Below are 13,051 nucleotides of genomic sequence, written 5' to 3' on the forward strand. Positions count from 1 at the left end.
ATAAGGTAGGGGGAACGTTGAAAAGATGGAATTGCTCACTCGTACTATAGAAGCGATCAAGCCATTGGACCATGAGGCGATTGGCAGGGTTCAGTCCAGGCTCGATAATCTTACCAAGCCGCCAGGCAGCTTGGGGGTATTGGAAGACATCGTCCTTGCTCTCGCCGGTATTACCGGCAGGCAGCCGTCGGCTCCGTTGCGCAAAACCCATATCCTTATGGCGGGCGACCATGGCGTCGCGGCCTGTGGCGTCAGCGCCTATCCTCCGGAAGTTACCCCCCAGATGGTTTTGAATTTTGCCAACGGCGGGGCGGCGATAAATGTCCTGGCCCGCCATGCCGGTGTGGAGTTGCTGCTGGTCGACGTTGGCGTTGCTTCCGACCTGCCCGATCTGCCCGGCTTGCTAAAGCGCAAGGTGGCCTATGGCACGGCGAACCTTGCCGAGGGGCCGGCGCTAACCCGGGAACAGGCGACAGCCGCCCTGGAAGTAGGTATCGAAGTGGCCAATGACTGCGTCCGGCGCGGCGCGGAACTGCTCGGTACCGGTGAAATGGGCATTGGCAACACCACGCCAAGCACAGCCATCTTAGCCGCTCTTTCCGGCAAGCCGGTGCGGGAAATCGTGGGCCGCGGCACCGGTCTCGACGATCAGCGCCTGGAGCTAAAGATTAAGGCCATCGAGAAAGGATTAAAAATAAACCGGCCTGACCCGGAGGATGGTCTTGATGTTCTGGCAAAGTTGGGGGGGCTGGAAATCGCCGGCTTGGCCGGTTTAATCCTGGCGGGCGCGGCCGCCCGCGTGCCGGTGATGATTGACGGTTTTATTTCCGCCGCCGCGGCCTGCATTGCAGCTAAACTAAACCCGCAATGCCGCCAGTATATGATCGCGTCTCACCTGTCCGAGGAGCCCGGCCACAGGGTGATGCTTGAGATGCTGGGACTGCGGCCCATGTTGACCATGCGCATGCGGCTGGGTGAAGGCACCGGCGCGGTCCTGGGCATGACTCTCGTCGATGCGGCGGTGAAGATTTTAAACGAGATGGCTACCTTTGGTGAAGCAGGCGTGGCGGAATCATTACAATGATGAATATTTATTAATGGTTTCGGTTTGGAGGTCGCGGTTGAAATATGGTCAATAGAGGGATAAGAGACGAGATAAATAAAATAAAAACGGTTGTTCACGGGGGCAACTGGCGCGAGGCGTCGTTACAGTATGGCAGAACCCCCGACGAAATGCTGGATTTCAGTTTAAATGTCAATCCTCTGGGGCCTCCGGCAGCGGTTCTGGATTGCCTGAAGCGGAATCTGAAGACCATTCAGCGCTATCCGGACCCGGATAACCGTGGTTTAAGAGAGACACTCACCGGCTACCTCGGCGTGAGAGCGGAAAATGTTATGGCCGGCAACGGTTCAATGGAAATTCTCCATTTGCTGATGCAAACCCTGAAACCGAGGCGGGCGCTTATATTCGAGCCGACTTTTGGCGAATACCGGCGGGTGTCACAAATAAGCGGCGCGGAAATATCCACCGTATTTTTAAAGCGTCAGGACGGTTTTCGCCTGAATCCGGAGGTTGTCTCAGATAACCTTTCTGGTGAGGAACTTGTCTTTTTATGTAACCCCAACAACCCGACCGGCTATCTTATTCCTGAGGATGCGCTGCGGGAGATCACGGAAATCTGCCGCTGCCGGGAGGTCTTCCTGGTTGTCGATGAATCTTTTCTTGATTTTCTGCCGGAATGGCGGAAGCTCACTTTATGCGCCAAGGCCGTTGACGCTGATAATATGCTTGTATTGCGCTCGCTCACCAAGTTTTTTGCCATGCCCGGGCTGCGATTGGGAGTTGCCGTTGCCAACCCGGCGCTTATTTTAGCGCTGAACAACGTCCGGGATCCTTGGAACGTAAATATTTTGGCTCAAATGGCCGGAGAGGTTGCTCTCAAGGAATATGATTATATGGAAAGCAGCCGGGCTTTGATTCAGCAGGAGAAGGATTTCCTGGCAGGCAGACTCGCAGACCTTGGTTTGAACCCATTCCCTGCCGCAGCAAATTTTTTGCTTGTTGATATCAGCGCCAGGGGGCGGACGGCTCAAGATTTGGCGGGGCCGGCCGGCCGGCGGGGAATTTTGATGCGCGATTGCAGTTCTTTTCCTGGTTTGGGACCTGACTACATACGCCTGGCGGTTAAGGATCATGACTCTAATTCAACGCTGCTTCGTGTTTTGGCAGAGATATTACATCCCGAGGAAAAGTGAGGGAACTGTTTGAGGGCGCAAAGAGCTCGAACAATTATTAAGGCCGAACATAAGCCGCGTTATATGCCCAAAGGCAACCAACGGCGATTTTTACGAAAAGGAGAATTTAGATATGCAAATTGGTATAGTGGTTCTGGGGCACGGCAGCAGGGCGGTAGTAGATGAAGCTAATGAGGTCCTGCTGGAGCTGTCTAACATGATCAGGGTTGAAAATGGTTTTCAGTTACTGGAAACGGCCTTTATGAACCCGGAATCCGGGAGACCGGGGTTGGAGGAAGCCGTGAACAAGCTGGTCGGCGGCGGCGCGGAAAAAATAATCGTAGCGCCGGTCTTTATCTCAAACGGTATACATATGCAAAAAGATATACCTGCCATGATTGAGCGCCTAATAAAAAAATACGGAGTGGAAATAAAGTGTGCCGCCCATATGGGAGCTGATTCCAAAATCGCTGAAATCGTTTCAGACCGGATCAAAGAAGTAGTGTGAACTATTTGTGTTTGAGAAGGTAGATATATCGCCTGCGGAATGATCAATAAATATTGACAAACAGTTATGTTTTGACATAAACTAAAGGCAAGTGAATAGGTCATTATTAATAGAGCAGGCGATACACTTGATCTTCGGGTGTGTGGGGCTGGGTTGGCGTTTGCCGGCAGCAGGTAAATACCTGTGGGACTATAATTAGATGGAATTATGGTGCCACAGGTATTTTTTATAGTGCTAAGTTAATAATAATTTCCATAGTCTGCAAGGGAAATAATAAATTTAGGAGGTTAAATCATGGGATTGTTTTCTAAGTTTTCACGTTCATCAAGTAAGGGGCATTATCGTCATGGAAGCCATGGCAGTGACTATTACAAGAGACGGGACAAATCCGGCATTCTAGGAAAAATAATTGACGCTATAAGCGGTTCAAGGAGTCAGTCTCATTCACATTCTCACTCGCATTCGCAGCATCACCGGCGCCATCATTCACACCACCGTAGTTCATGGTCATAAAATTATTTTACAAAGACAAGGTATATTCACCAAATCAAAAAATTGGTGAATATACCGTTTTAAAAATAATCGGTGAGGGTAGATACGGTATTTGCTACCTTGTTGGTGATGTCAAGAGGCAGTATATATTAAAGCAATTAAAAAGAGGAATGTTGAAAAAGAGTTGGGCAAAAGTTGGCTATGAAGAAAAAATCCTAATGGGCGTGAAGCATGATTGTATACCGGGGTTTATTAAAAAAATTGAGCATGAGAAATTTTACGGGTATGTTCTTGAGTATAAAGAGGGCATAACCTTCGAGGAATTAATTTTTGCCGAAGGTCGTGTTTTCGGTCGTGAAGAAATATATCGAATAGGCATGCAGATAATTAATATATTAAAATATTTGCATGAAAGAAATATCGTTCATAGGGACATAAGGGTGCCGAACACATTATATGACGGCGATAAGGTAAGCTTGATAGATTTCGGGCTAGCCCGTTGGATTAACCAAAAAAGATATACTGTGGATGTGGATTTTTCTTATTTGGGGGATTTTCTTTTACACCTTTACTATACATCCTTTGAGCCAAAAGATAATAAGAAAAAAGCTTGGTATGAAGAATTGGATTTGCGGCATGATGAGGTTCTTTTCTTGAAAAGGTTGATGGGTATTGAAAAGAGATACAAAAGCATCCATGATGTTGAAAGGGACTTTATCAAAGCCACCCTTTAAGTAAGCAGATGGCTTATAAATATTTAAGTCTTATCAAGAGAAAATAATTTAGCCTCAGGATCCCAGGCTTTATGCCCGTGGTTCTGAGGCTTGTCATCTTAAGTTATATTTTAAAACTAGTGGTTAGATTAAAAATCGGGAGTTAAAACAATACGTTTCATTAGATTGCCTGCGTGAGAAGCTTTAAATGCATCTTCAATTTGACTCATAGGTCTAATATCAACAAAAGGAGCAACTTTAATTTTTTCGTCTAGTACCAGTTGAAGGACCTCGGGATAATATTTAGGCGGGCAACCCCAGGTACCGATAACCTCGGCATCAAAGGCCATCAGGCGTGAAAACATGAATTCCGATTTGGAAGTCCCAAAACCAACTATCAAAAGCTTGCTGACAAATGTTAATAGCTCAAGGGAAATTTCCTGGCCTATCTTAGTGCCTGTGCATTCGAAAATTTTGATCCCATAAGAGGGAAGCTTTTTTGATTTCGAGTAAGCCCGGAACTCATCGCGCACATCCTTAATACTTTTATCCTGGGTACTAATCGTGTGAGTAGCACCAAATTCCAGGGAACGCTCAAGTTTTTCTTTGTTTCTGGCGATAGCGATAACTTCTTTCGCTCCCATGGACGCGGCGATCTGGGTCATGTAAACTCCAAGCCCGCCGGTGGCGCCGGTAATGACAACAATATCCCCATCCTGGATGTTGGCCCTTTTTGCCGCCTGGTAGGGAGATGTGATGGCATCAGCTACCACGGCTAGGAACTCCAGGGGTAACCCTTTCCTATCATGCACAACGCAGAGGTCTTCGGCCGGAACGGGGATGTGGCTGGCGAACCCGCCATAAATGCCCAAGCTGTTGCCCGGCATCGCTTGCTTCAGACAGCGGTTGCCACGGCCGGAGGCGCAGATGGGACAATTGTTGCAGGGCAAAACCGCGGGAATAATAACTTCTTTGCCAATCAACCCCTCCACTCCGGCTACCACACGGCCCGCGATTTCGTGCCCCAACGTCAGGGGCGGCTTGGTAACGGTGGGCACACCATCATAAAAATAGCCTACGTCTGTGTGACAGACTCCGCAGCCGGCCACCTCGACCAAGACCTCACCTGCTTTTAAATCGGGCACGTCAATACTGGTACGCATCAGTTTGCCTGGCTCAATCATTTGCCATGTTTCAATTTTTGCGGGTACGGACACGGTGCTCTACCTCCCTAAGAACATTTTATAATGTTAAATATAGCAAAAAACATGCCACATAAATACTACAGTGAGATGATGTTATGGAAACGTATTTTTACACTATAATTACATGGCGGAAACTTAAGCTTCAGAAGCGAGATGATGATTATGGAAACATATATTTACAGTATAAAAATAGGATAATACATTTGTTTAGGTAACGGCATCCAACTCGTTTCAGGCAAATTCCAGATCAGCGCACTCTATGCATATGTTTTATAAAGAATTCGCAATCAAGTTTTTTCGTTAAAAAAATTCCTTTTGCCATAATTAGTCACTTTTGTGTTTCCTCTAATTATGCAAAAGGATTTAAAGGGAGAAAATAAAGGATGTACGCGAGAAAATTTATTTATTGATAGTCAACACAGACGCCAGTTCACTTGATAAAATTATGCGCGCGTCAACTACCGAATAATGATCAAGCAACTTACCAGTATGAATAATAAAGTTCATAAACAATAAATGCAATTTTCATACCAACGACCAAAGTATTTCTATTTTGCACCAAATTTTTGCGGTGCTTTATTACGTTTTATAAAAATCACTCGGTTAAAAGCGACTGATGTGTATATTAAAGACCTTTGCTTAATAAGGCGTTAATTTGATACCACAGGAAATAATCAAAAACCGAATTTTTCAGGCGTAAAATTAGTTGCACCTGAAAAATTCGGTTTTTTAGCAGATACCATGGGTAGACCTCAAACTAACCACCGTATCTAGTATGGTTTTTCAAATGACTGTGCTTTTTTTATGATAAGGAAACATGTGATGCCAAAAACCTAAATGGAAATAATATATTCCATTCAGCAAAATTAATTTCAAGCCTTCATTTGATATTTTTTTATTTTTTTTAGTACTGCCGTGTGGGAAATACCTAAGACCTGTCCCACCTGCCGCGATTTTTTATATTTTTTTAAGGCTTTGGTTAATATATCTTTTTCAGTATTTTCTAAGGCTTCTTTTAACGAAGGGATTCTTTCTTCATCCTGCTCAAGCTTGAGCAGGTTATTCGCACTTGTTGTATCAATAGCAAGGATACCACGCTTTGCAGCCGTAAATGCATCATTACTGATAAAATCACTTTCACTAGTAATTACCAACCGTTCTAAGGTATTTATCAACTCCCGTATGTTGCCTGGCCAGTGATATTCTAAAAAATCTTTCATCAGCCCGGGTGCCATAACTTTATTTGTACTATACTTTTTATTAAATTTACTTAAAAAATAATCTATTAATAAAGGGATATCCTCTGTTCTATCCCGCAGTGGGGGGATGAGGATCGGCACAACGTTGAGACGGTAATAAAGGTCTTCTCTAAATTTGCGTTCTTTAATCATCTGGGTAAGATCCCTATTACTGGCAGCAATTAAACGCACGTTTACCTTAATTACTTTAGTCCCTCCCAAACGGACGAATTCTTGGTCCTGTAAAACCCGGAGGAACTTGCCCTGCAAATCTAAAGGCAAATCTTCAATTTCATCAAGAAAGAGGGTGCCATCATTGGCCAGCTCAAAAAGACCCGGTTTACCTTCTTTATTAGCCCCGGTGAAAGCGCCCCTGGAATAGCCGAAAAGCTCGGATTCCAGCAGAGGCCCCGGTATTGCGCCACAATTAACCTTAATAAAAGCTCCTTTTCTTTTGCTCCAGACATGAATTAATTTTGCAAACACCTCTTTGCCGACGCCGGATTCCCCCTGAAGCAAAATAGTTACTTCCATGCCGGCGACACGTTTGGTTAGCTCCAGTATTTTATACATCTCCGGGTTACGTGTAATCATCTCATTGGCAAGCAGCTCATCTTTCAGCGATTTATTAAATTCCTGACGCAGGTAGTCGCTTAGATTGCGTGATTGGGCAAGCTGTTCCTGTAAGTTGATTATTTCCGACATATCCCTCGCGTTAGTGACTACCCTGATCACGTCCCCATTATCATCAAAAACTGGTGTGGAAGTAACCATAACCACTTTTCCAGTCTTTATTATTTGAATACCTGTTACAATTTTTTTATTTACCCTGGCTAACTTGGCGATTGGTTCGGAAGTAAAATAACCTTTCACGTATAAGGAATCAATTTTTTTTCCTAAAAAGTGGCTTGTGGTAAGGTCCGTTATTCGTAATAGAGATTTATTTATCTTTAAAACCCGACCCTCACCATCTGTAATCAATATTCCATCATAAGATGTCGCTATAATTCCCTCTAATTCCTTGTTGATTTTTTTAAACGATTCCAATTCTGTAGATATCTCATCCAGATCGGTAATATCTTGAAAAACTGTAACAGCTCCAATTACTGTATCGTGCTCAATTATTGGCGTCCGGTTAACTACAAAAGTTTTGCCGTTAAAGGTAAACCGCTTTCCATACTCACTTTGACCAGTGTTAACAACATTAGGCAGCTTTGTTTCCGGCAGCAGGGAAGCAATCGGTCTGTCTAAGACAGGCTGATTAAACCCCAGCATTTTTTGCGCCGCTTTGTTGCATATTATTACAATCCCTTTCTGGTTAATAGCAATTATACCGTGATGTATATAGTCAAGTATAAAAGGTATCATTTGGCCTTCTAACATATAGGCAAATCCTCCTTTCACCGCCTTCACTAACCCACTAGCTATTCCCGCGCTTTCGAATAAAACAGAAAAATTAGGCTAAATATAATTCCCTTAGCCATGCTGTTTTTTAGGTAGTATTTTTCTGAATATCTTTCATTAAACAGATTAATTATTTTTAATAAAATAATTAATCATAATATTTAGAAAACTGGGCTTACATTTACTGGTTTTGCTAGTTCATTCATTTTAATGCTTGTATAGTGATTAAGTCAAGTGATCTTTGTCGGCCTTTAATGAATCTTTTTTCGATAATACTTTTGCGGCTTTTTCAAGAATCAGATATTTCGACCTTAACTTATTAGAATGATAAATGAACATTATTTAATATGTCGAGTGTAATAGTTGCCGGGCAACTTTAGTTTCCGTAGGTATTTTATTATTCCAAAAATTATAACTTTTCGGAAATATGAATTTCCATGAAAGCGTACAAGCGCAGTAATAACGTTGGCATACTTCTTGCGTAATTATATATCAAAATTTATAAGGGAGGCAAGATAGGTGATGCTAAAAGGTTGTGTCCCGTGTGAGCCAGAGTATGCCAAGCTTTACCGTGAATTAGGCTGCTGGGAAGACAAGACTCTCGGAGAAGTGCTTGAACAAAGATTCTTCAAAGATTTCAGGGACAGAGAATGTGTTGTTTATGAGGGCAGGCGGTACACTTATAAGCAAGTTGGTGAAGTGGTTAACCGGTTGGCAAGTCATTTTCTTAAAATTGGCTTAAAGCCGCAAGACAGGGTTGTCTTCCAGTTAGGGCAAACCCCGGAAAACATGTTTACCTTTTTTGCCCTGCTCAAAGCCGGGATAATTCCGGTCATGGCTTTGCCGGCCCACCGCTTCAATGAGATTAACCACTTTGTCCAGTTCGCAAATGCGGTAGCCACCTTTACGCCGACTAAACAGCGCAAGTTCGATTTTATGGAAATGATTGAGCAGGTGCGGGCAGAACAGAAAAGCCTGAAATATATCTTTGTCCAGGGTGAAGCAACGAAAGACTATATTTCTATCGAAGAATTGATCAACACACCGGTTGAACACATCGAGCCGCCGCCGATTGATCCGGACGAAGTGGCATTTATGCTTCTCTCCGGTGGAACTACCGGTATTCCCAAGCTGATTCCCAGGACCCATAACGAGTACCATTATAACATACGGCAGAGCAGTTTAGAGGCTCATATAAATTCGGATACTGTTATCCTGATCGTCCTGCCGATGTCGCATAACTATAATATAGGTTGCCCGGGCTACATGTCGTGCCTGTATCGCGGCGGGAAGACTGTGATTTGCCCCGCCATGGATGAAGACACGATCTTCTCGCTGGTTGAAAAGGAAAGAGTAACAGACATAGCTTCTGCTGTGCCACTGATTGCCAGGTGGAGAAACTCCGACATACCGGATAAATACGATATTAGTTCCCTGAAGGCAATCCAGAACGGCGGAGCCGCCCTGGCGCCGGAATTCCGCAAGCACATCATGGACCGCTTTAAATGCTTCCCCTTGGAGGTCTTTGGAACAGGCGAGGGACTGTTGAATTTCATGCCTCGGGAAGCCCCTATGGAAAAAGTATTGACTTCCAGCGGCAAGGCGATATCGCCTTATGACGATCTGAAAGTCATAGATCTGGAAACCGGCGAAGCGCTTCCGCCAGGGAAGGCCGGCGAGCTGGTTGTTCGCGGCCCGTACACGTTCCACGGCTATTACAATATGCCGGAAAAGAACAAAGAAGCCTTTACCGCCGACGGATACTACAAAATGGGCGACGTGGTCAAGATGGATGACGAAGGATATATTTACTATGTCGGGCGGAATAAAGACCTGGTCAACCGCGGCGGTGAGAAAATCAGCTGCGAAGAGGTAGAAAGCTTCATCATGCAGAACGAAAAGGTTGACAACTGCTGCGTGGTGGCTATGCCCGACGAAGAATTCGGCGAAAGAGCCTGCGCTTATGTAAAGCTTAACCCTGGCCAAACAATTGATCTGAAAGAACTGGTTGCGTTCTTGAAGTCCAAGGATATTGCCAACTTCAAGCTTCCGGAAAGACTGGAGATTGTTGACGAATTTCCATTAACCGCGTTCAGTAAGATTTCTCGGAAGGATTTGCGTGATCGTATTGCCGCACAAGTAAAAGCTGAGAAGGCCGCGAAGGGTCAATAGGTCATTAGCTATTTGGGGGGATGATTCAGGGCTTGCCGCTATCGCCTAATGGTTATTTGCAGTGACGTGCACTGGGGCATTCCCCATGTCCCTTAATTAATATGGGTAAAAAGATTAACCAACTATAGTGTTCTAAAAAGATATGTAGAGGGGTTAAAAAATGAGGTATGCAGAGACAGGGTATAATTTAGAAGTTGATTTAACAACTGGTAACATTGAGCGGGTGGAAACCGACCCGGAATTAGTGGAACTTCATTTGGGTGGTCACGGCACCGCTGCCCGGATTATCTGGGAAAGGGTCCCACCTGAGGTGAAGCCCTTTGATCCCGAAAACCTGCTTATATTCAGCGCCGGTCTCCTGGAGGGCACGTCTGCCCCCGGGGCGAACCGCACTATTATCAACTGTATTTCTCCGGTGACGAATTATCTTGCCCACTCCATGATGGGTGGGTATTTCGGGCCGGAACTGAAAATGGCCGGTTACGACAAGATAATTTTCCGCGGCAAGTCGCCAAAACTGATTTATTTGTGGATCCATAATGACAAAGTAGAAATCCGCGACGCCTCCCACCTCAGGGGCGTAGGCGCCCAACGAACCGCCGAGATGATTAGGGAGGAACTGGGGGATCCCCGCATCCAGGTGGCGTCAATCGGTCTGGCCGGTGAAAACAGGGTCTATACCGCTTCCATCGAACACTCCCACAGCAGCGCATCGCGCGGGCCGGCACCGGTCATGGGAGACAAAAACATAAAGGCCATAGCCGTGCGCGGAACAAAGGACGTTAACGTCTTCAATGCTGAGAAGCTTTTTGAAATGAGTTTTAATAGCCTCAAGTCCGTTGCTAAAAACCCGAATGTCGGTGACTGGATGGCTTACACCTGGGATGACAGCTTCCACCACGACAACTTTTCTTGGGGCAATTCGCGTGTGCGGAGAAAAGGCTACTGGTCCGCTGAACTTCAGGAAAGGTGGAAACAGCTTACCAAGAGACTGTTGAACCGAAAAACAGGCTGCTACAACTGTTTGAAGGAGTGCAAGCTGTCGATTCAGCACCCTGGCCAGCCGGCGTACGGCGCAAAATGCTTCAGCAAAATTTCCTGGCACATGTGCTCCTTTGACGAACTCGACTTTAGCTGGGAAATTCTCGCTGTTGCTCAGGAGTATGGGCTGGACAACTTCTCCACGCCGCAAACCATCGCCCTGGCCGTCGAATTGTACGATAACGGCATTTTAACCGACGAGGACATGCCTGACTTTCCGGAAAACTCCAAGGAAAGATTCTACTACCTCTTGGAAAAAATTGTCCGCCGGGAAGGGATTGGCGATATTTTAGCCAATGGCTCTTACGCGGCGGCCCGTCAGATCGGCAGGGGGGCCGAAGCATATGAACACAACACGATCAAGAAATTTGAGCAACTGCCGCTCAAACTGGGCAAGGTTAACTTCCCGTACTTCCTAATGTTTTCCACTGGGGAGAAAATCAACATCACCCAGATCCAGGGGTCTTACCCGCAGGATCCGCTGCGCAATCCGGAAAAAAGGCAAAAGTTCTGCGATGGATGGGTTGCGGCTCCGGAACGGTTTAAAAAGTTTTATATGGAATGGGAGCCGCGGACGGACCCGAGTATGGAAGCGTCCTGCCACATCTGCGATTGGAACGAGACCATGCACTACATTGATGACGCTGTCGGGACGTGCGCTTTCTTGTCCTCCTTCAGGGGACAGTTTGGCGGCAAACCCGCGTACCATATTTATAACTTCCCGAAATACATCAACGCGGCTACCGGGCTGAATCTTGATTCAGATGATGTGTGGCAAATAGCCAGGAGAAACCGGAACCTGGTCAGGGCCATTAATGTCGGCAGGGGCATGAGAAGGGCTGATGAGAAGCCGCCCGAAGACCACTGGAAAGTAAGATTGCCGGAACAAGAGCAGGAATTGCTCAGCATGTACTATAAATTCAAGGGGTGGACTGATGACGGAATTCCCACCAAGCCGACGCTGGACAAACTTGACCTCGGCTTTGTAGCGGATGAACTGATCAGGAGAGGGATCCTGACCGGCGAGGAGACCAACGTCTACGAAGAGACCACTACGTTACCTGCGCCCACAGATGAACAATTAGAAGCAGCGCTTTATTCAGCCAGTGAAAAGGTGAGAATGGCTCAAGGAGGAGGCTAAAAGAAACGAAAGGATTCATTGCCATCCGGTCAAAGCCAATAATGCCGGCAGGGACATGTGAAGGGCTGATGAGGGGCTACGCCCTCAAAAGTAGAATGACTATTAGCCAAGGAAGGGAAATCCAAAATGGGTGAAAAGGTTAAAAAAATTGTCAAAACAATAAAAGTAAATTTGGATGAATGCAATGGCTGCCGGACCTGTGAAATGGTCTGCGCGTCATTTCACGCCAAGCCGAGATACAGCAACTCCAACCCAAACCGTTCCCGGATCCGTGTGGTTATTGACGAGCGCGCCGGTGTTTGGGTGCCGATCCGCGCCACTGATTACACCAAGGCGGAGTGCGACGGCAGGCGCACTTATACGATTAAGGGCAGGGAATACAGTGAGTGCAGCTTCTGCGGCACGATCTGCCCGGCCAGGGATTTGTTTAAAGAACCCGATTCCGGTCTCCCTCTCAAATGCGATATGTGTGAAAGCGATCCGGCGCTGGAAGAGCCGATGTGTGTCCAGGCATGCGGGCTTAACTGCCTGACTTACGAGGAAGAGGAAGTTTGGGTGGAAGCTGAAGAACAGGTGAAGCCGGCTGAGATTGAACTGTCGCTGAAATCACTGGTAGACAAATATGGAATGGGTAAGCTGGCGGATATTGTTGCCCGGATGTCACAGAAGGGCTAACAAGGAAAGGGGACACACCTTAATTCAGATTCAGGAGGTCAGGGGTTCGAGTCCCCTTAGGTCCACCACTCAAAACCCTTGGTACACAAGGGTTTTTTAATTGTTTAGGAAAGTATACATTTTTGAGGGTACCCGGTGAGACCATAATATGGTAACATTTAAACATGAGATATTCGTCGAAAATAAAAGAAATACTTAAAATAAATTGGCCAGAGTTTGAAGAGAAG

At 46.0% G+C, this 13,051-nt stretch carries 9 protein-coding genes and 1 riboswitch; of the genes, 7 read left to right on the plus strand and 2 right to left on the minus strand.

Annotation, left to right across the window (positions count from 1 at the left end; all coding sequences use genetic code 11):
* Positions 1-25: 25 nt before the first annotated feature.
* The 4 genes from cobT (at position 26) to L7E55_RS10915 (ending at position 3,969) form a co-directional block, all read left to right on the plus strand.
* Positions 26-1,084 (plus strand): nicotinate-nucleotide--dimethylbenzimidazole phosphoribosyltransferase, encoded by a 1,059-nt coding sequence (gene cobT / locus L7E55_RS10900; RefSeq protein WP_277444260.1) that lies wholly within the window; start codon positions 26-28, stop codon positions 1,082-1,084.
* Positions 1,085-1,128: 44 nt separating this feature from the next.
* Positions 1,129-2,256 (plus strand): threonine-phosphate decarboxylase CobD, encoded by a 1,128-nt coding sequence (gene cobD, locus L7E55_RS10905; RefSeq protein ID WP_277444261.1) that lies wholly within the window; start codon positions 1,129-1,131, stop codon positions 2,254-2,256.
* A gap of 112 nt (positions 2,257-2,368) precedes the next feature.
* Complete coding sequence (locus tag L7E55_RS10910) at positions 2,369-2,743, plus strand: sirohydrochlorin chelatase (protein WP_277444262.1); 375 nt, start codon at positions 2,369-2,371, stop codon at positions 2,741-2,743.
* Between the two features lie 100 nt (positions 2,744-2,843).
* A riboswitch (NiCo riboswitch) is annotated at positions 2,844-2,937 on the plus strand.
* Between the two features lie 309 nt (positions 2,938-3,246).
* The gene (locus L7E55_RS10915; protein WP_277444263.1) at positions 3,247-3,969 is read left to right on the plus strand and encodes a protein kinase domain-containing protein; all 723 of its coding nucleotides are present in this window, start codon (positions 3,247-3,249) and stop codon (positions 3,967-3,969) included.
* 128 nt (positions 3,970-4,097) lie between these two features.
* On the opposite strand, the gene had is transcribed toward L7E55_RS10915, so the two are convergent.
* Positions 4,098-5,165 (minus strand): 6-hydroxycyclohex-1-ene-1-carbonyl-CoA dehydrogenase, encoded by a 1,068-nt coding sequence (gene had / locus L7E55_RS10920; RefSeq protein ID WP_277444264.1) that lies wholly within the window; start codon positions 5,163-5,165, stop codon positions 4,098-4,100.
* Between the two features lie 860 nt (positions 5,166-6,025).
* Positions 6,026-7,774 carry a sigma 54-interacting transcriptional regulator gene (locus tag L7E55_RS10925; protein WP_277444265.1) on the minus strand — a complete coding sequence of 583 codons (1,749 nt, stop codon included), beginning with the start codon at positions 7,772-7,774 and terminating at the stop codon, positions 6,026-6,028.
* A gap of 543 nt (positions 7,775-8,317) precedes the next feature.
* On the opposite strand from L7E55_RS10925, the gene L7E55_RS10930 reads away from it, so the two are divergent.
* From L7E55_RS10930 to L7E55_RS10940, 3 genes are all read left to right on the plus strand, one after another.
* Positions 8,318-9,967: a (2,3-dihydroxybenzoyl)adenylate synthase gene (locus L7E55_RS10930; protein WP_277444270.1), complete on the plus strand. Its 1,650-nt coding sequence runs from the start codon at positions 8,318-8,320 to the stop codon at positions 9,965-9,967.
* A 160-nt stretch (positions 9,968-10,127) separates the two neighbouring features.
* A complete protein-coding gene (locus L7E55_RS10935) occupies positions 10,128-12,149 on the plus strand; it encodes an aldehyde ferredoxin oxidoreductase N-terminal domain-containing protein (RefSeq protein WP_277444266.1) in 2,022 nt (673 codons plus the stop codon).
* A gap of 126 nt (positions 12,150-12,275) precedes the next feature.
* Positions 12,276-12,824 (plus strand): 4Fe-4S dicluster domain-containing protein, encoded by a 549-nt coding sequence (locus tag L7E55_RS10940; protein WP_277444267.1) that lies wholly within the window; start codon positions 12,276-12,278, stop codon positions 12,822-12,824.
* Positions 12,825-13,051: the final 227 nt, after the last annotated feature.

This window comes from Pelotomaculum isophthalicicum JI (genome assembly GCF_029478095.1).
Taxonomy (GTDB): Bacteria; Bacillota; Desulfotomaculia; order Desulfotomaculales; family Pelotomaculaceae; genus Pelotomaculum_D; species Pelotomaculum_D isophthalicicum.

Coding starts and splice junctions, on each gene's coding strand:
- cobT (WP_277444260.1), top strand. CDS start 26: ATGGAATTGCTCACTCGTACTATAGAAGCGATCAAGCCATTGGACCAT.
- cobD (WP_277444261.1), top strand. CDS start 1,129: ATGGTCAATAGAGGGATAAGAGACGAGATAAATAAAATAAAAACGGTT.
- L7E55_RS10930 (WP_277444270.1), top strand. CDS start 8,318: ATGCTAAAAGGTTGTGTCCCGTGTGAGCCAGAGTATGCCAAGCTTTAC.
- L7E55_RS10935 (WP_277444266.1), top strand. CDS start 10,128: ATGAGGTATGCAGAGACAGGGTATAATTTAGAAGTTGATTTAACAACT.
- L7E55_RS10925 (WP_277444265.1), bottom strand. CDS start 7,774: ATGTTAGAAGGCCAAATGATACCTTTTATACTTGACTATATACATCAC.
- L7E55_RS10915 (WP_277444263.1), top strand. CDS start 3,247: ATGGTCATAAAATTATTTTACAAAGACAAGGTATATTCACCAAATCAA.
- L7E55_RS10940 (WP_277444267.1), top strand. CDS start 12,276: ATGGGTGAAAAGGTTAAAAAAATTGTCAAAACAATAAAAGTAAATTTG.
- L7E55_RS10910 (WP_277444262.1), top strand. CDS start 2,369: ATGCAAATTGGTATAGTGGTTCTGGGGCACGGCAGCAGGGCGGTAGTA.